Source organism: Chitinophaga oryzae (assembly GCF_012516375.2).
Taxonomy (GTDB): Bacteria; Bacteroidota; Bacteroidia; order Chitinophagales; family Chitinophagaceae; genus Chitinophaga; species Chitinophaga oryzae.
Genome location: NZ_CP051204.2, coordinates 3,011,714 through 3,034,296, shown reverse-complemented (window position 1 = coordinate 3,034,296; position 22,583 = coordinate 3,011,714). Strand labels below are relative to the sequence as shown.

The window sequence follows — 22,583 nt, the reverse complement described above, 5'->3', positions numbered from 1 at the left end:
AGCTATGGCTGCCAGGTGCTTTTAACTTTCATGACGTATCCCATGCCGACTACAGTATGGATCAGCTTTTCACCGCTGAAGCCTTTTTCGATTTTATTACGGAGATAGTTGACATATACATCGATGGTATTGGTGCCGGTATCGAATTCCAGTCCCCATACCGCCTCAGCGATGAGCGCGCGGGACAGCACTTTGCCGGTATTTTTCAACAGCAGTTCCAGCAGGGCGTATTCTTTGGCGGTGAGCGTGATCTCCTGCCCCTCCCTGCTGGCGGTTTTAGACGTTGTGTCCAGCCGCAGGTCCGCCAGCGTGAGTATTTCTTTTTCCTGTTTGAAATTGTTCTTACGGCGCGACAGGGCGTTGACGCGGGCCACCAGCTCGGAGAAATGAAAAGGTTTGGCGAGATAATCGTCGGCGCCGGCGTTGAGGCCGTCTACAATGTCATGGGTGGCGCTCAGGGCCGTGAGCATCAGTACCGGGGCGGTGACGTCGCGCATGCGGAGGTGTTTGCAAATAGTGAGACCGTTAATGCCCGGCAGCATGATGTCGAGTATGATCAGGTCATAGTCCTGCTCCAGTGCGGCTTGCTGGCCCTGCAGGCCGTCCGTGTGCACGTCCACCTGGTGGTGATGTTCTTCCAGTCCTCTCTTAATAAAGGCGCCTACTTTGGATTCGTCTTCTACAACCAATATTTTCATACTTGAGGTATTATCGTACTATGATCTGTGCAAAAGTAGGAATGTTTCTTTTGGCGGGCATTAAAGCGAGATTAAAACATTCAATTTGAAAATTTAAAAATTTAAAAATTTTCAAATTGGTTTAGTTTTGCAACAACCTAAAAACAGGCACCGTATCATGCAACAACCCATCCTAAGCACAGCACAGCTGGTGCTCCGTCCGATTACAGAAAAAGATACCGCTGCCTTGTTCTCCCTCTTTTCCAATGAAGAAGTGACCCGGTACATGGATATTGACGCCTTTTCCAATATTACAGAAGCGACCCAGATCATTACCTTTTTCCGTGAACGCTGGGAAAAACAGGAAGGGATGCGCTGGGCCATCACCTTTAAAGATAAAGATGAACTCATAGGTACCTGCGGGTTTCATCACTGGAATAAAACACATTATAAGATAGAGCTGGGATATGATCTGCAACCGGCATACTGGGGCAGGGGCATAATGACAGAGGCGATCCCGCTGGCGTTGAAGTTCGTGTACCAGGAGCTGCAGTTCAATCGTGTGGAAGCGTTCGTGGACCCGTTGAATGCCGCGTCTTCCCGTTTACTGGGGCGGCTGGGCTTCCGTCATGAGGGGATGCTGCGCGATGCTTTCTTTGAAAAGGGAAAATTTGTGGATGCGGACCTGTACAGTTTACTCCGCCGGGAATATGACCGGGAGACTATCTGGCAGTAATTTATTTTTATCAGACATATGACCGGGAGACTATCTGGCAGTAATTTATTTTTATCAGACATATGATGCATTTGCAGTACCGGGATGCGGTCCCGGAGGATTTACCACAGATTGTCGCTATTTACAACAGCACCATTGCCGGCAGGATGGTGACGGCCGACACTTCACCGGTAACGGTGGAGAGCCGGGAGGCGTGGTTCCGGGCGCACAATCCGGAGCGCCGTCCTTTGTGGATGGTATATGATGGCGCTGAGCTGGTGGGGTGGATCAGTTTCTCTTCTTTTTATGGCCGGCCGGCATATGACGGCACGGTGGAGGTGAGCATTTACCTGGCGGAAAGCGCCCGTGGCAAGGGCTACGGAAAGGCGGTGCTGCAGCATGCCATCGATATGGCGCCGCAGTATGCGATACACACCTTGCTGGGATTTATTTTCGCGCACAATGTCCCCAGCCTGAAGCTGTTTGAGGCCAAAGGCTTTACGGAGTGGGCGCATCTCCCCGATGTGGCTGTACTGGACGGGCATGCCCGGACATTAAAAATCCTGGGACTTAAAGTCACTACGTAATCTTCCCGTCATCATTCGTAATTCGTAATTCGTAATTGTTATGTGGTGGATATATGCATTGTTATCGGCCGCTTTTGCTGCGTTGACAGCGATTTTTGCCAAGATAGGGGTGGCGGGCGTGCCTTCCAACCTGGCCACGGCTATCCGTACCATTATTATTTTGCTGGTGGCGTGGGGGATTGTGCTGGCGAGGGGAGAATATAAAGGGGTGACGCTTACGCGGCATACGCTGGTGTTCCTGGTGTTGTCCGGGCTGGCGACCGGTTTTTCCTGGATCTTTTATTTTAAGGCGTTACAGGTGGGCAAGGTGTCGCAGGTAGCGCCGGTAGACAAGCTGAGTGTAGCGTTGACGATCATCCTGGCGGCTGTTTTCCTGCACGAGGCGATCACCTGGAAAACGGCGATCGGGGCCCTGCTGATTATTTCGGGCACCCTGACACTGATCATTTAGTTATTTGGGTATTTGTGTATTGGGTTATTTTTTTTAATTGCAAAATGACTATTATAATGCAGTACTAAATAACAAAATAGCTAAATAATCAAATAGCTAAATGTGCCGGTTTGATTTTGTAAACACAGCGGCGGGCGCCATTGATGATATGGTCGAGGCGGGTCACCTGCACTTCTTCGCCGATGACGCTGATGAAGGTGTTCATCTCTGAAGTACAGATATTGTCGCAGGTAGCGGCGGCGCAGCAGATCGGGCAGTGGTTTTCGATGAAGAGGAAGATATCGCCTTCTTTTCTCCATTCTGCCAGGTAGCCTTCACCGGTGCGGATGGCCGCGAAGGCGGTCAGCCTGTTTTCGATACCGGTAACGCCTGCCAGGGCGGTATTATATTTTTCCTGTTGGTTCTTTTCGCGGGCGAGGATGACGTTGGCCAGTGCTTCCGGCCCCAGTACCGTTTTAATGGTCTGGATGATGTCTACCGTGAGTTCGGTATGGCTGTCCGGGAAGCGGGCGTTGCCAAGCGGGGTCAGGCTCCATATTTGCATGGGCCGGCCGACGCCTTTAGAGATACTTTCAAACTGCAACAAACCCTCTTCAGCCAGCTTTACCAGCTGCAGGCGGGCTCCTTCCGTGGTGATACCCAATTCACCCGCCAGTTCGGCAGCAGACAGGGGGCCCTTGGTCTTGATGAGCATCAAAAACCTGTCAGCGGCATTTTTGGTTCGTGTTGGATATTTTTCCAAGTTATTACTTGTTTTATTGTAAATGTCGTAATTTTGTGGGAGCTAAAAAAAAGAAATTTGGGATTTAGATGATTTTGGGTCCATTTTCGTCACCATTAAATCTCATAATCTTTTAAATCTCTAAATCTTAGGTATTAATGAACGTACTCATATTTAATGGCGCCACTGACACCCGCCCCGAAGCTACCTCTAATAGGCTGGCAGCTTACCTGTCAGATGCCTTAACAGAGAAGGGGTTACCGACCGAGATTTTCAGCCTGGCCGAAAAGCAGATCCCTTTCTTTTCGATGGCCGAAGCAGCTAAAAAGCCGGAGAGTGTGGCAGCTATGTGTGAGTCGTTCTGTAAAGCGGACCTTCAGATCTGGATGACGCCATTATATCATGGCAGCATGACAGGGGCCATGAAGAACAGCCTGGACTGGCTGGAGCTGACAAGCAAACACCAACGGCCATATTTAACCGGAAAGGTTGTAGCTTTGCTCTCCTGGGCCGACGGCACACAGGCCATGCAGGGGATCAACGCCATGGACGCCGTGGCTAAAGCATTGAGAGCCTGGGTACTGCCCTACTCTCTGCCTGTCCTGAAAAATAATCTTTATGACCCGCAGACCAGCGGGTTTACTGCATTTTATAAAACCAAGCTGGATATGATGGTTTCCCTGCTCTGCGCTGCCCAGTCACATGTGACAGCCGGGACAGCGAACTGAACCACTAATACAGCCGTATCAATCTAAAAATTCTGAATTATGATAACCGTTTCAGAAAAAGCAGGAGCATATATTAAGACGCTGATGGAGAACGAACATCATGCCCCCGGTACTTTTGTAAGAGTAGGCGTGAAAGGCGGTGGTTGCTCCGGCCTTGAATATGTGATGAAGTTTGAGACAGAAGAACAGGAAGGAGACCAGGTATTTGAAGACAAAGGCGTAAAGGTAGTCGTACAGATGAAAAGCCTGCTTTACCTGTATGGTACAGAACTGGACTACTCCGACGGCCTCAATGGCAAAGGCCTTTTCTTCAACAACCCGAATGCAACGAGAACATGCAGCTGCGGCGAAAGCTTCGCGGTATAAATATCAAAATCGTATGATGAACAGTAACGAAATAATAGATGATATAGCCAATAAGGAGTACGAGTTTGGCTTTACCACCGATATTGAAATGGATATCGCTCCTCCGGGGCTGAATGAAGATATCATCCGCTTTATTTCCGCTAAAAAGAATGAACCGGAATGGCTGCTGGAATGGCGTCTGAAAGGTTTTGCCGCCTTTAAGAAAATGCAGTTCCCCACCTGGCAGCACTTTGAAATGCCGGAGCTGGACCTGCAGGCCCTCTCCTATTATGCCGCGCCGAAAAAGAAAAAACAACTGAACAGCCTCGATGAAGTGGACCCGGAACTGCTGGCCACTTTTGAAAAGCTGGGTATTCCGCTCAACGAGCAGAAGGCCCTGGCCGGTGTGGCCGTTGACGCCGTATTTGACAGCGTGTCCGTAGCCACCACCTTCAAAGGCAAACTGAAAGAAATGGGCGTTATCTTCTGCTCTTTCGGTGAAGCGGTACAGGAATATCCTGACCTGGTAAAAAAATACCTCGGTACAGTAGTGCCGCACTCTGACAACATTTTTGCCGCGCTGAACTCCGCTGTGTTTTCTGACGGCTCTTTCACCTATATCCCGAAAGGCGTACGCTGCCCGATGGAACTGAGCACTTACTTCCGCATCAACGCCCAGAACACCGGTCAGTTCGAACGTACGCTGATCATCGCCGACGAAGGCAGCTATGTAAGCTACCTCGAAGGCTGTACCGCTCCCATGCGCGATGAAAACCAGCTGCACGCCGCAGTCGTGGAACTCGTTGCCCTGGACCACGCGGAAATCAAATACTCTACCGTACAGAACTGGTACCCCGGCGATAAAGACGGTAAAGGCGGTATCTACAACTTCGTGACCAAAAGAGGTATCTGTAAAGGCAATGCCAGCAAGATCTCCTGGACACAGGTAGAAACCGGCTCGGCCATCACCTGGAAATATCCCAGCGTGATCCTGCAGGGCGACTACTCTGAAGGTGAATTCTACTCCGTAGCGGTAGTACGCAACAAACAGATTGCAGACACCGGTACCAAAATCCACCACATCGGTAAAGGTACCAAAAGCCGTATCATCTCCAAAGGCATCTCCGCCGGCAGAGGCGATAACAGTTACCGCGGACTGGTAGCCGTTGGCCCCCGTGCCGACAACGCCCGTAACTTTACCCAGTGCGACTCCCTGCTGATCGGCAACGATTGCGGCTCCCACACTTTCCCGTATATCGAATCCCGCAATAAAACCGCGATGATCGAACACGAAGCCACCACCTCCAAAATCGGGGAAGACCAGATCTTCTATCTGAACGCCCGTGGCATCGATACGGAAAAAGCCGTAGCCCTGATCGTAAACGGTTACGTGAAGGAAGTGCTCAACCAGCTCCCCATGGAATTTGCCGTGGAAGCACAGAAACTATTATCTATCACACTTGAAGGAAGCGTTGGATAATTCGCTTATCCAATTAACTACATACAGAACGAAATAAAACAATCATGCTGACGATTAAAAATCTGCACGCAGAAGTAGAAGGGAAACAAATTCTGAAAGGCATTAACCTCGAAATAGGTAAAGGCGAAACACATGCCATCATGGGCCCCAACGGCTCCGGCAAAAGCTCGCTGGCCTCCGTGCTCGCAGGCCGTGATAACTATACTGTTACCGAAGGGGAAGTATGGTTCAACGGTAAAAACCTGCTGGACCTGTCTCCCGAAGACCGCGCGCGTGAAGGCGTATTCCTGGCTTTTCAATACCCTGTTGAAATTCCGGGCGTATCCAACCTGAACTTTCTGAAAACAGCCCTCAATGAAATCAGGACCTATAAAGGACTGCCTACCATTGAAGGCCGTGACTTCCTGAAACTGACCAAAGAGAAGCAGCAGCTGGTAGACTTTAACGCCAACCTGATGAACCGCTCCCTGAATGAAGGTTTCAGCGGTGGTGAAAAGAAACGCAACGAAATATTCCAACTGGCAATGCTCGACCCGCAGCTGGCCATCCTGGACGAAACAGACTCCGGTCTGGACATCGACGCGCTGCGTATCGTTTCCAACGGCGTTAACAAACTCCGCGACGCAGAAAAATCTTTCGTAGTCATCACCCACTACCAGCGTCTGCTGGAGTACATCGTGCCTGACTTTGTACACGTACTGTACAACGGCCGTATCATCAAAACCGGCACCAAGGAACTGGCCCTGGAACTGGAAGAAAGAGGCTACGACTGGCTGAAGGAAGAGTTACATTTGAAAGAATCAGTATAAGAAGCATACAATTATGACGAGTGATATTACATTGCCTTTTTACCAGGCGTTAACTACCGATGTGAACGCATTATCGGCCTGCCAGGCGCAGGACGAATTGCAGGGCATCCGCCAGGAGGCTTTGGACCGCTTCTCTGTGATGGGCCTTCCTACCCTGAAAACAGAAGCATGGCGTTATTCCAATATACAACGCTACCTCAAGGAGTTCCCTTATGAGCTGTTGTACGCCACCACTACCGTACCTGCCTCCGTGATAGCCCAGGCGGCTGTACCGGAACTGGACTGCTACCGCATTGTGCTGGTCAACGGCCACCTGCAGGCAGACCTCTCTGAACTGCCCGCCGGCAAAGGCATCACTATCGGCGCACTCAGCGCCCATACGCAGGCCCCGGGTTTCACCAGGTGGTTCAACAAACAGCACCACCTCGCCCAGGAGTCGCTGGCCACCCTCAATACCGCCCTCTTCGCAGACGGACTGTATATTGAACTGGCCGCCAATACGGTTATCGACAAACCGGTACATATCGTTCATGTATACACCGCCGCACAGCATGCCTTCATTCAGCCCCGCCACCTGTGGGTACTGAACAGAAATGCTGCCGCTACCATCATTCAAAGCTCCATCCATCCGGACACCAACGCCACGGCTTTCGCCAACAGCGTACTGGAAACCGTGATAGAGGAAAATGCGGAACTGTGGCATTACAATATCCAGCAGGGCGACCAGCACTTCCGCGAAGTGCACACCACCGCCGCCCAGCAACAGGCCAACAGCCGTTACCATCACTTCAATTTCACCCTGCCCGGCACCCCGTTCACCCGCAACAACCTGAGCGTGGCCCTCAATGGCAGCTATACGGAAACGAACCTGAACGGCCTGTACATTGCCAACGGCAGCCAGCATGTAGACAACCATACTTTTATGGACCACATCATGCCGAACTGCAACAGCAATGAACTGTACAAAGGAGTACTGCTCGACAGCGCCAACGGCGTTTTCACCGGCAGGATCCTGGTACACCAGGAAGCGCAGAAAACCAACGCCTTCCAGCAGAATAATAACCTGCTGCTGGGCGCCAAATCAGATATCAACTCCCAACCGCAGCTGGAAATTTACGCCGACGACGTAAAATGCAGCCACGGTTTCACCGCCGGCCAGTTCAGCGAAGAATCCATGTTCTACCTGCGCTCCCGCGGTATCGGGGAAGATGCTGCCAAAGCACTGATGGTAAATGCCTTCTCCCATGATATTACAGACGAAGTGAAGGTGCCCGCCCTGCAACATTACCTGCAGGAACAGATTGCCGCCATCATGAACAACTAATTACCGATCCAATGGAACATATTGCTAACATAGAAACCGCAGCCCTGGACGTAAAGCAGATCAGGAAGGATTTCCCTATCCTGCAGGAACTGGTGCACGGCAAACCGCTGGTATACCTCGATAACGGGGCTACCACGCAGAAGCCGCTGACGGTCATAGAAACAGAAGCCCGGTATTACGAAGAATATAACAGCAATGTGCACCGCGGCGTTCACCACCTGAGCCAGGAAGCCACCAACGCCTACGAGAAAGCCCGCGAAATTGTAGCCGGCTTTATCAATGCAGCGCATACCCATGAGGTCATCTTCACCAAAGGCACCACCGACGGGATCAACCTGGTGGCCAACACCATGGGCCGCCGTTTCCTGAAGGAAGGCGACAGCGTGATCATCTCCGCCATGGAACACCACTCCAACATCGTGCCCTGGCAGATCGCCTGCGAGGAAAGCGGCGCCACCCTGAAAGTGATCCCCATCAATGAAAAGGGAGAACTGAAAATGGACGCGTTCTCCGCCCTGCTGGACGATACGGTGAAAATGGTAGCAGTGACTTATGTTTCCAATACGATGGGTACCATCAACCCGGTAGAAGACATCATCGCACAGGCACATGCCCGTAACATCCCCGTACTGCTGGACGCCGCACAGGCCATCCAGCATATGACGATCGACGTGCAGGCCCTGCAGGTGGATTTCCTCGTTTTCTCCGGACATAAAATTTACGGTCCCACCGGCATCGGCGTACTGTACGGTACCACCGAATGGCTGAACAAACTGCCTCCCTACCAGGGCGGCGGCGATATGATCAAGACCGTTACTTTTGCTAAAACGATCTATAACGAACTGCCCTATAAATTCGAAGCAGGCACCCCGCACATCGCAGGCGCCATCGGTTTAGGGGCAGCGATCCGCTACCTGCAGCAGACAGGCCCCGACAAAATCCAGCAGTGGGAAGAACAACTGCAGGCTTATGCGCTGGAACAACTGCGGCAGATAGAAGGTATCCGCTTCATCGGCGATGCCGCCCGCAGAAGCGGCGCCATCTCCTTCCTGGTACACGACATTCACCCGTTTGACTTAGGTGAACTGCTGGACCAGCAAGGGATTGCGGTGAGAACAGGACACCACTGCTGCGAACCGCTGATGGATGAGTTTAAAATCCCCGGCACCGTTCGTGCATCGCTCACCTTCTACAATACAAAGGAGGATATCGATAAACTGGTAGCCGGCATCAAACGGGCCGTGTCCATGTTGCGGTAAAAGGAGACTACTATTATGACGATTAACGAAAGACAGGATGAAATAAAGTCCGACTTTGAAGTAATGAGCAACTGGGAGGATAAGTACGAATACATTATCCAGCTGGGCAAAGATCTGCCGCTCATTGCCGAAGAATACAAGACGCCGGAAAACCTGATCAAAGGCTGCCAGTCACGCGTGTGGCTGCACACCGAACTCAGAGACGGCAAACTGTATTTCACCGCCGACAGCGACGCCGTGATCACCAAAGGGCTGGTAAGCCTCATGATCTACGTGCTCTCCGGACATACGCCCAAGGAGATCGCCTCCGCGGACATCTATTTTATCAATGACATCGGCCTGAGCAGCCATCTCTCGCCCACCCGCTCCAACGGGTTGCTGAGCATGCTCAAACAGATGAAACTTTATGCAGTAGCCTACCAGGCAAAAACAAACCAGTCATGAGCGAAGAAGCATTAAGGGAAAAGATAGAAGAACAGCTGAAAACCGTATACGACCCGGAAATCCCTGTCAACATCTGGGAACTGGGACTGGTATATGCTATCAAGATCAAGGAAAACAACCGCATTGGCATTGATATGACCCTCACCGCTCCCGGATGCCCGGTAGCCGGCGATATCATCCGCGAAGTGGATGAGAAGGTCCGTAACATCGAAGGCGTATCCGACGTAGATGTGCACCTTACCTTCGATCCGCCATGGACGAAAGAAATGATGAGCGAAGAAGCCAAACTTGAACTGGGTTTTCTTTAAACCTGAATAAATATTTGCTGAAAACGTCCCGCCCCCGGGGCGTTTTTTTTATTTTCTGAGATCAGGTTTCGGTTTCCCCTACCCGACAATCGGGGGTGTTCCCCTCCACGATCCCGCCTGCCCGGTTCTCCCGGATTCCCGGTTTTTAGTTTCCTGCTTCCGGTCTTCCGTATCCCAGCTGCTGTTTCTATCTGTTTTTATTTATTACACAATGTTAATTTAACATCTGAAGTAATTAATAATCAGACAGTTACAAAATTTTAATCTACCGTATAAATAACAAGGTCCACCGATTTACTTTTTCGGTAAAACCTTATTTTTAGGCCGGAAAATGTGGCGTTACTATATACATTGCGTAGTATTCACCGATATTTGACTTTTATTTTATGAAATTATTTAATTTGTAGCATTGTTCATCAACAGCTACTTTAGCGATTTTTGATGCCATGCCACGGATTAGATAAATGAGCCAATAACCAAATAATAAAATAACTAAATAATTGGACCTAACGGAAGAACAGGTGCTGGCGATGGCACCCGATGAATCGTCCCGCAAAGCGGGAAAAGAGCTGGCCAAACCGGCCAAATGGGTCAGCAAGGGCTTCAGTGAAGCTGCGCTGTGGGGCGAATGCCAGGGCAGCGGCAGCAAACCCTATCAGACACAGGTAGACATCAGCGCCATGGCTTTCCGTTGCAGTTGCCCCAGCCGCAAGTTCCCCTGTAAGCACGGCGTGGGCCTTTTATTATACTACGCCCGGGAGAAAGCCTCCTTCACCCGGCAGGAGCAACCGGCATGGGTAACAGAATGGATCAGCAAACGCACGGAGAAAGCAGAAAAGAAAGCGCAGCAAGCCACCGACGCCAAACCGGTGGACGAGGCCGCACAAAATAAACGGCAGGAGGCGCGGCACCGCAAAGTAAGCGACGGACTGGACGAACTTCTCCGGTGGATAAAAGACCTGGTGAGGAACGGCCTGATCGGTTTGCCTGACAAAGGCGCCGACATGTGCGAAAACATGGCCCGCCGCATGGTGGACGCGCAGGCGTCCGGCCTGGCAGCCATACTCCGCGAAATGGCGGAAATCAGCTACTACAGCGACGGCTGGCAGACCGCTTTTATGGACCAGCTGCTGCGGCTCTACCTGGCCGCAAAAGCTTATCACCACCAGGAGCAGCTGGATCCTGCCCTTCAGCAGGATATCCGGTCGCTCATCGGTTACTCCCAGTCACAGGAAGAACTTAAAGCACAAAACGGCATCACGGACACCTGGCTGGTACTCGGCAAAAAGAGCACCGAAGACGACCGGCTGATCACCGAACGGTACTGGCTATACGGGCTTACCACCCGCCGGCCGGCACTGGTGCTGCAGTTTACCATCCGCCATCAGCCACAGGTACAACTGATGCCCGCCCCCGGCAGCTGTATCCGGGCCGAACTGGTCTACTACCCTTCTGCCGCGCCCATGCGGGCACTGATCAAAACGCAGCAGGCCGCGCCGGCAGATCATCAGTTCCGCGGATACGCCGGCTGGTCAGAAGTACTGACCGCTCAAACACAGGTCAGCAGCCGGCTGCCGCTCTATAACGACCAGGTATATACGATCGGGGCCCTTACGCCGGTACAGCGCAACGGGCAGTGGTGGCTGCGCGACGAGCAACAGCAGGAAATGCAGCTAAAGCCCGATTTCAGAAGCCTCTGGAAACTGCTGGCCCTCAGCGGCGGCTCCCCCCTGCCAATGGCTGTCATCGGCCGCGAAACACAGTATGAGCCTATCGGCGTATGGTATCAGCAGGAATATAAAGTGCTGTAAACTGACGAATACCAGTATAGGCGTGACCGTTATAAGACGCCCGGACAGACAACAGACCGGCCGTCTCCCGGAAGAAAAGGCTTCAGGACAACCGGCGCCATAACAGGCAAAGCCCGTCAAAGGCACGCCCTGCCGGGAAAAGCCCGTCCGTCTCCCGGAAACAAAAAGACAACCGGCCCTTTAACAACTTTTAAGTAAACGACGATGCAGTCCTGGAACGACATCATAAACATAGCCCTGCTGGGCACGGCCAAAAAACAGCCGGACACCAACAGCCTCCCCGGTCCCCTGCAGGCTGCAGCCGGCACCGTGCTGGCAGCGCCGGGGACAGACCGGGAAGAGCAGTTCCTGCAACTCGCCTCTCTTGTATTTAACTACCGGCAAAGCGGCGCCATGGCCACGGCCGGCGGTCCCTCCACCATGACGGTATGCCCGCCGGAGACCAAAGCCTATTGCAGCGCAACCGCCATCCAGGCGCTCCATCATACGCTGGACAGCGAAAACATCCCGCTGCTGACCCTCTGGATGGAACTCTGCACCCGTCACCAACAGGTGCTTCCCCCGGAATACCTGCCTCGTATCCTGGAAAATGCCAGCCGGCATAAATCCCTGCGTAACCTCGCAGCAGCCTGCTGCGGTAAACGCGGCGAATGGCTGGCGCAGTTCAACCGGGAGTGGAACTTCTCCGTTGCCGCCGACACCACCGAAGAAATGTGGGAGAACGGCACCACCGCCCAACGCCTGGAAGCCCTGACCCGCATCCGCCTGGAGCAGCCGGCTGAAGCCCGTGCCCTCCTGCAGGCCACCTGGCCGCAGGAAAGCGCCGCCGTAAAAGCAGAACTGCTCAGCGCCCTCTCCACCGGCATCGGCCTGGAAGACGCCCCCTGGCTGGAAACACTGCTCAACGAAAAAAGTAAACAGGTAAAAGAAGCAGCCCTCACCCTGCTGAAGAAAATTCCCGGCAGCAGCCTGCATGAACAATACCGGCAAATACTGGAAAATTCCATCCGGACAGACAAAGGCAAAATAACGGTAACAGCCGCCATTCCGCCGGACACGGAGATCTTTAAAACCGGTATCGATAAACTCAGCAACAACGCCCGCATCTCTGACGATGAATATATCCTGTCACAACTGGTGGCACTCGTACACCCAAGGATGTGGGAAGAACATTTTAACGCCTCCTTTGAAGAAGTGGCAGACCTGTTCCATCAGCAGCAATCGCTGAAACCTTTTGTGCCCTCGCTGGTACAGGCCATCAGCTGGTTTGCAGATGAAAAACGCGCACTCTCCATGGTGCAGCACAGCGATACCTTCCACATGACGTTGCTGCCGCTGTTGCCCGCCGATCAGCAGGACACCTATATCCTGCAGCATTTCGACGCCCACGCCAACCTGGTGATGAACTACGTAGGACAACTGCAACAGGTATGGAGCGAGGAACTGGCCATGAAGATCCTCCGCTTCTGTGCTAAAAACCCTTACACCTATTCACAGCGGACGATGGGCGATTTTATCACGCTCATCCCCTCTTCCGTGAAATCAGCACTGGATGAGATCTCTGCGGAAAACGAGAACTACCAGACCTATTGGAAATCCATCTCCATGCACCTGGTGGGACTTTTACAGATCAAAACATTCATACAACAATCATTTACAAAAAACAGTTAAATTACGATATACCATGTCTGACACCTTACGCCAACACGCAGAGGCACTCTACGCCACCGAACTGGAAGAGCTGAAAAAACAGGACAGCGGCAAACGGCCCCATAACTGGCTGATGTCGCCGCAAGCCGTGGTGACTTACCTGATCGGCGGTAAACTGAAAAACGGATTTGAGGTGAGCCCTAAATACATTGGCAGCAAAAGACTGATGGAAATTGCTGTCGCCACCCTGGCCACCGACCGCGCCCTGCTGTTGTACGGACTGCCCGGCACGGCCAAAAGCTGGGTCAGCGAACACCTCGCCGCCGCCATCAGCGGCGATTCCACCCGCATTGTACAAGGTACCGCCGGCACCAGCGAAGAGAGCATCCGCTATGGCTGGAACTACGCCCGCCTGCTGGCAGAAGGCCCTTCCCGCCAGGCGCTGGTGGAAACGCCGGTCATGCGCGCCATGCAGGAAGGTAAAATCGCCCGTATTGAAGAGCTGACGCGTATCGGCGCCGACGTGCAGGACACGCTGATCACCATCCTCTCTGAAAAAACACTGCCCATCCCGGAACTGAACAGCGAGGTACAGGCGGCCAAAGGCTTCAACCTGATTGCCACGGCCAACAACCGCGACAAAGGCGTCAACGACCTGTCCAGTGCATTGAAACGCCGTTTTAATACCGTGATACTGCCCGTTCCCGGCACCATGGAAGAAGAGATCGACATCGTAAAGAGAAGAGTGGAAAGCTTTGAGAAAGTGATGGAGCTGCCCGCCGAAAAACCCGCGCTGGAAGAAATACGCCGCATTGTCACCATCTTCCGCGAACTGCGCAACGGGGTGACGGAAGACGGCAAAACAAAAATCAAATCGCCCGGAGGCACGCTCAGCACCGCTGAAGCCATCTCCGTTGTCAATAATGGTTTAACCCTCGCCGCTTACTTCGGCGACGGCCGCCTCACCGCCGCCGACCTCGCCGCCGGTATCATCGGCGCCGTAGTGAAAGACCCGGTGCAGGATAAACTGGTGTGGCAGGAATACCTGGAGACTGTTGTCAAAACCCGCGATGAGTGGAAAGATGTATACCGTGCCTGCCGCGATTTGCAATAACCTAACCGTGTAATCATGTCTGTTCATATACTTGGAATCCGGCACCATGGGCCCGGCTCTGCCAGGAACGTCAAAAACTTCCTGGAAGCGCTGCAACCCGATATTGTGCTGGTGGAAGGCCCGCCGGAAGCTGACAGCATCCTTTCGTGGGCCGGCCATGAAGCGCTGAAACCACCGGTGGCCATACTGGTGTACCAGCCCGATAACCCGCAGCACTCCTGCTTTTACCCATTCGCCGAATACTCCCCCGAATGGCAGGCTATCGGCTATGCCCAACGGCAGCATATCCCCGTACGGTTTATGGACCTGCCGCTCACACATGTTTTTGCCATCGGGAAAGAAAAACAAGCCGCCGCAGGCCTGCAGCAACAGGAAGCAGCGGAACAACCCTCCGCGGAAACAGATGACCCCGCGCCGGAAATAACCAACGCCAAAGTCCGCTCCCTCCCCGGAGGACCCGACCTGGTAGCCGTAGCCGACAGCGATGATGAAGACCTGCCGGTCCAACAACTCGTCCCGGCCGCCTTCCGGCATGATCCCATCGCCTACCTCGCCCATGCCGCAGGGCATGACGACGGCGAAAGATGGTGGGAGCATATGTTCGAATACCGTCAACAGGACGACCAGATATTTGAGGCCGTGAGCGACGCCATGGGCGCCCTGCGCGACGAACTACCCTCCCGCGATAGCCGCATGGAACGGCTGCGCGAAGCCTGGATGCGCAAAATGATACGGCAGGCGGAAAAAGAAATGCATACCCGCATTGCGGTGATATGCGGCGCCTGGCACGCGCCTGCCCTGAAAAATATGCCCACGCAGAAAGCAGACAACGACCTGCTGAAAGGACTGCCAAAAGTTAAAATTGATTGTACCTGGATACCCTGGACGTATAGCCGTTTGAGTTACGACAGCGGCTATGGCGCCGGTGTGCCTTCTCCCGGATGGTACCAGCATGTATGGGACCATCCCGCCGACGACGGTACCCGCTGGATGGCGCTGGTAGCCAAACTGTTCCGCGAGCAGCAGAAAGACACCTCCGTTGCCCATGTGCTGGAAGCCGTACGGCTGGCCAACGCACTGGCATCGCTGCGGCAATACTCCAGGCCCGGCCTCGAAGAACTCAACGAGGCCACCCTCAGCGTATTGTGCAACGGGGAAGATGTGCTGATGCAACTGATACAGGACGAACTGATCGTCAGCAACCGCATCGGGCAGGTGCCTTCCGACATCCCTAAACCACCACTGCAGGCCGACATCGAGCGGCTGCAGAAAAAGCTGCGGCTGCCGCAGACAGCGGATTTTAAAGACTATGTGCTCGACCTCCGTAAAGACACAGACCTGGACCGCAGTATCTTCCTGCACCGGCTGGAACTGCTGGGCATCCGCTGGGGCGACCGGCAGCAAACCTCCGGCAAAGGCACCTTTAAGGAACAATGGCGCCTGCAGTGGGACCCGTCATTTTCTGTAGACATCATTGAAAAAGGCAGCTGGGGCAATACCGTACTTGAAGCGGCGACACAATATATCCTGGACGTATCCGGTAAAACAGCGACCCTCCGGGAAGTTTGCCGGATGCTGGAATCCGCACTGCCGGCAGAACTGCCCAAAGTGGTGGACGCCCTCATATTGCGGATCAACAACCTCGCCGCCGCCGCGGGCGATGTGCTGCAACTGCTGGAAGTAATACCATCGCTGGTCAACATCACCCGCTATGGCAACGTGCGTAAAACAGACGCAGACCTGGTGCTGAACATCGTGGAAAGCATGATCAGCCGGGTATGTATCAGTTTACCCGCCGCATGCACCGCTGTGGGAGAAGACGCCGCGCTGGAACTGCTGGAACAGTTTCAGGCCATGAACGATGCCATCAACCTGTTACAGCACGCCCACCTGACCACCGCATGGACAGACACCTTACAGGCCATTTCGGCCAACAGCCAGTCGGCCCCGGTGATCGCCGGGTATGCCTCCCGCCTGCTGTTCGACTTTAAGATACTGAACAGCGAAATGCTTTTCAACCGCTTCAGTATAGCCATGTCCGTAGCCAACGCACCCGCCGTGGCCGCCGCATGGCTGGAAGGCTTCCTCAAAGGCAGCGGTACCCTCCTGCTGCTGGACGATACCCTCTGGCAGATGGTATGCAGTTGGGTAGGACAGTTGGAAAATGATATTTTCATGCAGATATTGCCGTTATTACGCCGCACCTTTTCTAACTTTACCGCCCCGGAAAGAAAAAAGCTGGGGGAAAAAGTGAGGAAAGGAACCGATGGCGGTCCGGCGCCAACCACCGTGGCCAACGGCATAGACGATACACGGGCAGCCCTCGGCATCCCGGTGGTGATGAAGATGTTGGGATTTTTTCACCCTGAAAACCAGGCAGAATAAATGGAAGAAAATATACGACGATGGCGGCTGATCCTGGGAGGCGATAATAATGACGGTACAGCTTTTACCCTCAACAAAACCGACCTTCAGGTAGACAAAACGCTGGAAGCCCTTTACGACAGCAACCGCAGGGGCGGGCTGGGCGCCTCATCGCCCAACGTCAGCCGCTGGCTGGGCGACATCCGCAGTTATTTCCCGTCCTCCGTAGTACAGGTGATGCAGAAAGACGCCCTCAAACGGCTGGACCTCACCTCCATGCTGCTGGAGAAGGAAATGCTGCAAAACGTAGAACCCGACGTACACCTGGTCGCCACCCTGATGACCCTCAGCCGCGTGATCCCGGAAAAAACCAAAGACACCGCCAGGCAGGTGGTGAAAAAAGTGGTGGACGAACTGCTCAAAAAGCTGTCGCAGCCCATGCAACAAGCCATTACCGGCAGTCTTAACCGGAGCATCCGCAACCGGCGGCCCCGTCACCAGGAAATCAACTGGGACCTGACCATCCGGAAAAACCTACAGCACTATCAACCGGAATATAAAACCGTTATACCAGAGACGCTGATCGGTTACGGCCGTAAGAGGTCTGCGCTGAAAGACGTGGTGTTATGCCTTGACCAGAGCGGGTCTATGGGCACCTCTGTGGTCTACTCCGGCATCTTCGGCGCAGTGATGGCTTCTATCCCTGCCGTACAAACGAAAATGGTGGTGTTTGACACCGCGGTGGCCGACCTGACCGAAGAGCTGCAGGACCCGGTGGAATTGCTGTTTGGCGTACAGCTGGGCGGCGGCACCGACATCCATCTGGCGCTGCAGTACTGTCAGCAGCTGATTACCCGGCCGGCGGATACCGTGCTGGTAGTCATTACCGACCTGTTCGAAGGCGGCGATGAAGCCGGCATGCGCAAGCGCTTTACCGACCTGGCCGCCAGCGGCGTACAGGTAGTGGTGTTACTGGCGCTGAATGATGAAGGCGCACCCTCATATGATCATGAAAATGCACAGTTCCTTGCTACGCTGGGTATCCCGGTATTTGCCTGCACACCCGACAAATTTCCGGATATGATGGCCATGGCGCTGAGCAAACAGGACATCGCTCAATGGGCTGCCAGAGAGGAAATCGTCCTGAAAAAATAAAGAACCTATTTAAGCCTTATGCCATATACTAAGGAAACTATACTACCTTTTATCGAACGACAGCAACAGCTTTATGAAGACGGCGGCCAATCCGGGCTGCTGCAGGACGGGGTAGCTTTCCTTACCGGGCAAACCATTCACCCGCCGGTATGCACCGATGCAACGGCCGCCCGCGAAATGGGCGTCTTTGTACAGCTGCTGAAACTACCCGACCAATGGGATGACAACGACCGGCTGGTATTACAATTGCTGGCCGATCCCCTCGTCTGGCAGCATTGCCGGGAACGTTTCCTGCAACGCGTGGTGCCCATGCTGGACACACCAGGTTCCGCATCGGCCATCGTACTGCGCTTCAGCTACTTCACCAACTACCTGCAGCAGAGAGGCTGCACCACCGAAGAAATCGGTTCTATCCTGATCGTCTACTCCGGCGATGGCAACAATTTCGACCTGACGCCGCTGAAATTCACACCGCTGCGCAAATTCTTGCAGGACCTGATCAAAAGCGCCGAGTGGCCTACCGTAGATGCCTACCTGCGTACCTGGAGGGAACACGGCTGGAACTCCCTCTTCTTCCGGCTCCTGTCCAAAGGACACCCGGACCGCGAAATGGAGTACCTGGAGCATATCCTTCACCAGCCTGACAAGGGGTTTGTCAACGTGGAGCTGTCGCGGGTATTGCTGCAGCTCAACCCGGACAAATACCGGCCGCTGATAGAAAGGTCTGTCGCCCATCTGGCCACTTTGCCGGATTATACGGCGCAACTGTGTGGTTACTACCTGCTGGCACAATATCAACCGGAACAATATGACCCGCTGCTGCTGACAGCAGCCTACGCCTACCTGCAGGAACACAACAACAGCTTTACCAGCCAGGACTTCCGACAGCAGCAGGCCGCTATGGGCGGCGCAACGCGGCTGCCGGCGCCCGATGTGATGGCGGTAGCGCAACTGCTCCGCCAGGACCGGCAACAGGCGCTCTCCTGTCTCGACACCTATGTAGACGAGCGGAAGTACCTGCACCCGGAGGTGTTCCAGCTCGTACAGCAGGAGCTGGGCAACCAGTCCGTTCCCCTGTTGCTCAAAGCCATCGACAACGATTACGAAGCCAAACATATTTTCCCGCTGCTCACGCAGCTGGACGACTCCCTGTATGCCGAAAGGCTCTGGGATTTCACCCTGCACAAACTGAAGTCGGTACGTACCCTCGTAGCCGTTATACTGGCAGACCATCCGCAGGCACTGGAACGTGCAGGTGCGCTATTGCAGCATAAAAAAGCAGAACAGCGGCTCACCGCCGTGCAGATACTCTGCAGGCTCAATACGCCCGAAGCCAAACAGCTGCTGCAACAGGCCCTCCAGCAGGAAATCAACGACGACGCCCGCGACCTGATGCTGGAAACACTCGGCCAGACGTTAGCAGAAGACGACGATGTCCTCACAGCCCAACAGCTGGTGACTTTCGCGAAAAAGCGATTCAAGCTTTCCCGTCCCCTTGAAAAATGGCTGGACGACAGCGCGCTGCCGCCGGCATACCTGGTCAACGGCACCGCGCTGACCCAGGATATGAAGCGTTTTCTCCTTTACCGCATGTCGCGTGTAAACGATTTCCGTCCCGATATCGAAGCGCGGCCGCTCCTGCGGCTGATAGACCGCTCCCGCAGCGGCGAATTCGCCATGCACCTCTTTCAACTGTACCTGTCGCGCAACGGCGACGCCAAAGCAAAATACCTGCTGGCACTGGCCGGCCTTACCGGTGACGATGCGCTGGCGGCAACGCTGGAGCAGGCCGTCATCCAATGGATCAGTGAAAAAAGGCTCCGCATGGCCGAACACGGCGTTGGCGCACTGGCGCTGCACGGAAGCAAACAGGCCCTGCAAACAGTGGAGTACCTGTCCCGCAAATACCGCGTCCGCAAAGCCAACATCGGAGCGGCCGCGTTAGCCGGTATGCAGTACGCCGCCGCAGAACTGGGCATTACCATGCACGAGCTGGGCGACCGCATCGTGCCTGACTTTGGCTTTAAAGGCATGTTCCTGCCGTTTGAAGTAAAAGGAGATATCTATCAACTGTATATCGATCAGCAGTTCAAACCGGCTGTTATCAATAACAGACAAAGGAAACTGAAATCCATCCCGGTGGCCACCCCGGCCCATACCAAAGAGGCTATCAAACAGCTGGGCAAGGCCATTGCCGAAACCGTGAAGCTACAGACCGCCAGGCTGGAACATTTTCTCGTAGTACAGCGCAAATGGGAACCCGCGCAATGGCAACAATGCTTCCTGCAGCATCCCATTATGTTCGTATATGCCACCCGGTTACTCTGGGCTCTGTATGATGCACAGGACCAGCTGATTACCGGGTTCCAGTGCCACGATGCCAACCGCCTGACGGACCTTCACGGCCAACCTGTAACGATTCCCGCCGGCGCTTCCATCCGCGTGCTTCATCCGCTGTACCTCAGCAGCGAAGCGCTTGCCCAATGGAAACAACGCTTTGCCGAAGATGGCATCGAAGCCGTGTTTCCGCAGCTGGACAGGCCCGTGGCGGCCATTCCGCCGCAGCAGGCCGATACTACGCTCGTACATGATTTTGAAGACATCGCGCTTGAAAGCACCCTGCTCAATAAACACATGGAACAGAAAGGCTGGAAGCTCAGTGAAGGCAGCGACGGCAAATACGTATACGCCTATCACAAAACAGATGACGAAAACCAGCTGGAAGTGATCGTGGAAATGAGCAGCATCTACAAAGAAGAAGGTTTCCGGTACAAACTGGGCACCCTCTATTTCGTAGACAAAACCAAGATGCGGCAGCGCTGGTCCAGAAATCCGGATAAAGAAACGGACGACTGCCTCCTGCCCCTAGGACATGTACCGCCCGTGTTCTATTCCGAGGCGATCACCGATATCGCGGTTTCACGGCAAAAGGTAGAAGTGGCCTGAGGCATTTAAATATGATATTTTTTTTGTATTTTATCGCTCGTTAGATTTGTGAACAATAAAATACATATATGCTCAGATTTCAATCCATGGTTATCAGCAGTTGCCTGTTGCTGGCCGTGACTGCCAAAAGGTTGCACGCACAACGCCTTATACCGCAACCAACGCAGGTAACCACCACCACCGGCGTTTTCAAACTCTCCGGTACTACTGCCATCGTCGGTGGCAAAAGTGCCGGAGAGGCTAAATACCTCCAGGAAGCCCTTAACGACCGTACCCAACTGAAGCTTCCGTTACAACCTGCCGCTCAGCACAACTATATCCGTTTATCACTGGACGAAAAGCTGGACTCTACCCTGGGTAAGGAAGGCTACCTCCTGAAAGTCACCCCTGCCGGAGCCACCATCACCGCCGCTACCAATGCCGGCGTGTTTTATGGCATCCAGTCCCTGCAACAGCTGATCGGTTACAAAGACAATGCTTACGTGATTGCCGGCGTTGAGATAAACGACAAACCGCGCTTTGGCTGGAGGTCTTTTATGCTCGATGAAGGGCGCCATTTCAAAGGAGCGGCAGCCGTAAAAAAACTGCTGGATGAAATGGCCTTCCTGAAAATGAACACGTTCCACTGGCATCTGACAGACGACCAGGGCTGGCGCATTGAAATCAAAAAGTATCCCCTGCTGACCAAAGTGGGCAGCCACCGCGACTCTACGCAGACCGGCAGCTGGAACAGTACCACCTACGACGGCAAACCGCATGACGGCTTTTATACGCAGGAACAGATCCGCGATATCATCGCCTATGCAGCGGCCCGTCATATTACCGTTGTCCCCGAGATAGAGATGCCCGGCCACTCTGCCGCAGCCATCGCGGCCTACCCCTGGCTGGGCACCAAACAAACACCTATCAGGGTCCCGGGGAAATTCGGCGTACACTATGACGTATACAATGTAGCCGATGCGAAAGTAGTCTCTTTCCTGCACGATGTGCTGGATGAAGTGATGCAGCTCTTCCCTTCCAAAGTTGTCCATATCGGGGGTGATGAAGTCAAATACGACCAATGGAAGGCCGACGCCAACGTGCAGGCATATATGAAAGCACATCAGCTGGCGACTCCGGCCGACCTGCAGATTTATTTCACCAACAGCATCTCTGCCTACCTTGCCGGTAAACAGCGCCGGATGATGGGATGGAATGAGATCATGGGCGCCAAACTCCATGAGTACAATGACAGCAAAGACGCAGGCACCACACAACTGGCCCCCGGTACGGTTGTACAGTTCTGGAAAGGAGAACTGAAACTGATCAACGATGCCGTATCAAAAGGATACGATGTGGTCAACTCCTACCATGCCGCCACCTACCTCGATTACAACTACGAACAGATACCACTGGAAAGAGCATATAGCTTCGACCCCATCCCCGCCGGGCTGGATGCCAAATATCATAGTAAAATCCTGGGTATGGGCTGCCAGATGTGGGGAGAATGGATCCCTGATGAAGTGTCTATGGAAGAGAGAGTATATCCCCGCATTGCAGCATACGCGGAAGACGGCTGGACATTGCCCGTCAACAAGAATTTCAAAGCATTTGAGAAAGCGTTGCAAACCTTTTATGCCCGCTGGAGCAATAAAGGAATCGTTTATCACAGATAACTGGAATTTGGGGATTTACGGATTTACGGATTTTGGGATT

At 53.6% G+C, this 22,583-nt stretch carries 20 protein-coding genes; 18 read left to right on the top strand and 2 right to left on the bottom strand.

The window, feature by feature from the left end; translation table 11 throughout:
* Positions 1-2: 2 nt before the first annotated feature.
* Positions 3-698 carry a response regulator transcription factor gene (locus HF324_RS12695; RefSeq protein ID WP_168859925.1) on the bottom strand — a complete coding sequence of 232 codons (696 nt, stop codon included), beginning with the start codon at positions 696-698 and terminating at the stop codon, positions 3-5.
* 157 nt (positions 699-855) lie between these two features.
* Here HF324_RS12695 and HF324_RS12690 point away from each other — a divergent pair, with 157 nt between their 5' ends.
* The 3 genes from HF324_RS12690 to HF324_RS12680 all read left to right on the top strand — a co-directional run bounded on the left by HF324_RS12690 (position 856) and on the right by HF324_RS12680 (position 2,430).
* Positions 856-1,413: a GNAT family N-acetyltransferase gene (locus tag HF324_RS12690; protein ID WP_168802821.1), complete on the top strand. Its 558-nt coding sequence runs from the start codon at positions 856-858 to the stop codon at positions 1,411-1,413.
* Positions 1,414-1,475: 62 nt separating this feature from the next.
* A complete protein-coding gene (locus HF324_RS12685; RefSeq protein ID WP_193114993.1) occupies positions 1,476-1,979 on the top strand; it encodes a GNAT family N-acetyltransferase in 504 nt (167 codons plus the stop codon).
* A 40-nt stretch (positions 1,980-2,019) separates the two neighbouring features.
* Entirely contained in the window at positions 2,020-2,430 is a 411-nt protein-coding gene (locus HF324_RS12680; protein ID WP_168802820.1) for an EamA family transporter, read from the top strand.
* An 88-nt stretch (positions 2,431-2,518) separates the two neighbouring features.
* Here the strand turns inward: HF324_RS12680 and HF324_RS12675 are convergent, their stop codons facing one another.
* Positions 2,519-3,172 carry a helix-turn-helix transcriptional regulator gene (locus tag HF324_RS12675; protein WP_246269521.1) on the bottom strand — a complete coding sequence of 218 codons (654 nt, stop codon included), beginning with the start codon at positions 3,170-3,172 and terminating at the stop codon, positions 2,519-2,521.
* Positions 3,173-3,309: 137 nt separating this feature from the next.
* On the opposite strand from HF324_RS12675, the gene HF324_RS12670 reads away from it, so the two are divergent.
* From HF324_RS12670 to HF324_RS12600, 15 genes are all read left to right on the top strand, one after another.
* A complete protein-coding gene (locus HF324_RS12670) occupies positions 3,310-3,879 on the top strand; it encodes an NADPH-dependent FMN reductase (protein WP_168802819.1) in 570 nt (189 codons plus the stop codon).
* A gap of 39 nt (positions 3,880-3,918) precedes the next feature.
* Positions 3,919-4,245 carry a HesB/IscA family protein gene (locus HF324_RS12665; protein WP_168802818.1) on the top strand — a complete coding sequence of 109 codons (327 nt, stop codon included), beginning with the start codon at positions 3,919-3,921 and terminating at the stop codon, positions 4,243-4,245.
* 13 nt (positions 4,246-4,258) lie between these two features.
* Positions 4,259-5,704, top strand: coding sequence for a Fe-S cluster assembly protein SufB (sufB, locus tag HF324_RS12660; protein ID WP_168802817.1), 1,446 nt, complete (start codon positions 4,259-4,261; stop codon positions 5,702-5,704).
* Between the two features lie 44 nt (positions 5,705-5,748).
* On the top strand, positions 5,749-6,513 hold the full coding sequence (gene sufC, locus HF324_RS12655; protein ID WP_078670616.1) for a Fe-S cluster assembly ATPase SufC: 765 nt from the start codon (positions 5,749-5,751) through the stop codon (positions 6,511-6,513).
* Between the two features lie 13 nt (positions 6,514-6,526).
* Positions 6,527-7,837 carry a Fe-S cluster assembly protein SufD gene (sufD, locus tag HF324_RS12650; protein WP_168802816.1) on the top strand — a complete coding sequence of 437 codons (1,311 nt, stop codon included), beginning with the start codon at positions 6,527-6,529 and terminating at the stop codon, positions 7,835-7,837.
* Positions 7,838-7,848: 11 nt separating this feature from the next.
* Positions 7,849-9,096, top strand: a complete 1,248-nt coding sequence (locus HF324_RS12645) for an aminotransferase class V-fold PLP-dependent enzyme (protein ID WP_309475671.1) — start codon at positions 7,849-7,851, stop codon at positions 9,094-9,096.
* 15 nt (positions 9,097-9,111) lie between these two features.
* Positions 9,112-9,540 carry a SufE family protein gene (locus tag HF324_RS12640; RefSeq protein WP_168802815.1) on the top strand — a complete coding sequence of 143 codons (429 nt, stop codon included), beginning with the start codon at positions 9,112-9,114 and terminating at the stop codon, positions 9,538-9,540.
* Positions 9,537-9,848 carry a DUF59 domain-containing protein gene (locus HF324_RS12635; protein ID WP_078670620.1) on the top strand — a complete coding sequence of 104 codons (312 nt, stop codon included), beginning with the start codon at positions 9,537-9,539 and terminating at the stop codon, positions 9,846-9,848. The genes HF324_RS12640 and HF324_RS12635 overlap by 4 nt, the downstream gene beginning before the upstream one ends.
* 500 nt (positions 9,849-10,348) lie before the next feature.
* Positions 10,349-11,659 (top strand): SWIM zinc finger family protein, encoded by a 1,311-nt coding sequence (locus HF324_RS12630; RefSeq protein WP_168859924.1) that lies wholly within the window; start codon positions 10,349-10,351, stop codon positions 11,657-11,659.
* A gap of 204 nt (positions 11,660-11,863) precedes the next feature.
* Entirely contained in the window at positions 11,864-13,330 is a 1,467-nt protein-coding gene (locus HF324_RS12625) for a DUF5691 domain-containing protein (RefSeq protein ID WP_168802813.1), read from the top strand.
* 13 nt (positions 13,331-13,343) lie between these two features.
* Positions 13,344-14,423, top strand: a complete 1,080-nt coding sequence (locus HF324_RS12620) for an ATP-binding protein (protein WP_168859923.1) — start codon at positions 13,344-13,346, stop codon at positions 14,421-14,423.
* A 15-nt stretch (positions 14,424-14,438) separates the two neighbouring features.
* Entirely contained in the window at positions 14,439-16,808 is a 2,370-nt protein-coding gene (locus HF324_RS12615; RefSeq protein WP_168859922.1) for a DUF5682 family protein, read from the top strand.
* Positions 16,809-17,942: a VWA domain-containing protein gene (locus tag HF324_RS12610; protein ID WP_168802810.1), complete on the top strand. Its 1,134-nt coding sequence runs from the start codon at positions 16,809-16,811 to the stop codon at positions 17,940-17,942.
* Positions 17,943-17,960: 18 nt separating this feature from the next.
* Positions 17,961-20,888 (top strand): DUF4132 domain-containing protein, encoded by a 2,928-nt coding sequence (locus tag HF324_RS12605; RefSeq protein WP_168802809.1) that lies wholly within the window; start codon positions 17,961-17,963, stop codon positions 20,886-20,888.
* 68 nt (positions 20,889-20,956) lie between these two features.
* Entirely contained in the window at positions 20,957-22,543 is a 1,587-nt protein-coding gene (locus HF324_RS12600; RefSeq protein ID WP_168802808.1) for a beta-N-acetylhexosaminidase, read from the top strand.
* The last annotated feature ends 40 nt before the right edge of the window (positions 22,544-22,583 follow it).

Coding starts and splice junctions, on each gene's coding strand:
- HF324_RS12610 (WP_168802810.1), top strand. CDS start 16,809: ATGGAAGAAAATATACGACGATGGCGGCTGATCCTGGGAGGCGATAAT.
- HF324_RS12605 (WP_168802809.1), top strand. CDS start 17,961: ATGCCATATACTAAGGAAACTATACTACCTTTTATCGAACGACAGCAA.
- HF324_RS12685 (WP_193114993.1), top strand. CDS start 1,476: ATGATGCATTTGCAGTACCGGGATGCGGTCCCGGAGGATTTACCACAG.
- HF324_RS12680 (WP_168802820.1), top strand. CDS start 2,020: ATGTGGTGGATATATGCATTGTTATCGGCCGCTTTTGCTGCGTTGACA.
- sufC (WP_078670616.1), top strand. CDS start 5,749: ATGCTGACGATTAAAAATCTGCACGCAGAAGTAGAAGGGAAACAAATT.
- HF324_RS12645 (WP_309475671.1), top strand. CDS start 7,849: ATGGAACATATTGCTAACATAGAAACCGCAGCCCTGGACGTAAAGCAG.
- sufD (WP_168802816.1), top strand. CDS start 6,527: ATGACGAGTGATATTACATTGCCTTTTTACCAGGCGTTAACTACCGAT.
- HF324_RS12635 (WP_078670620.1), top strand. CDS start 9,537: ATGAGCGAAGAAGCATTAAGGGAAAAGATAGAAGAACAGCTGAAAACC.
- HF324_RS12600 (WP_168802808.1), top strand. CDS start 20,957: ATGCTCAGATTTCAATCCATGGTTATCAGCAGTTGCCTGTTGCTGGCC.
- sufB (WP_168802817.1), top strand. CDS start 4,259: ATGATGAACAGTAACGAAATAATAGATGATATAGCCAATAAGGAGTAC.
- HF324_RS12620 (WP_168859923.1), top strand. CDS start 13,344: ATGTCTGACACCTTACGCCAACACGCAGAGGCACTCTACGCCACCGAA.
- HF324_RS12640 (WP_168802815.1), top strand. CDS start 9,112: ATGACGATTAACGAAAGACAGGATGAAATAAAGTCCGACTTTGAAGTA.
- HF324_RS12690 (WP_168802821.1), top strand. CDS start 856: ATGCAACAACCCATCCTAAGCACAGCACAGCTGGTGCTCCGTCCGATT.
- HF324_RS12695 (WP_168859925.1), bottom strand. CDS start 698: ATGAAAATATTGGTTGTAGAAGACGAATCCAAAGTAGGCGCCTTTATT.
- HF324_RS12615 (WP_168859922.1), top strand. CDS start 14,439: ATGTCTGTTCATATACTTGGAATCCGGCACCATGGGCCCGGCTCTGCC.
- HF324_RS12625 (WP_168802813.1), top strand. CDS start 11,864: ATGCAGTCCTGGAACGACATCATAAACATAGCCCTGCTGGGCACGGCC.
- HF324_RS12670 (WP_168802819.1), top strand. CDS start 3,310: ATGAACGTACTCATATTTAATGGCGCCACTGACACCCGCCCCGAAGCT.
- HF324_RS12665 (WP_168802818.1), top strand. CDS start 3,919: ATGATAACCGTTTCAGAAAAAGCAGGAGCATATATTAAGACGCTGATG.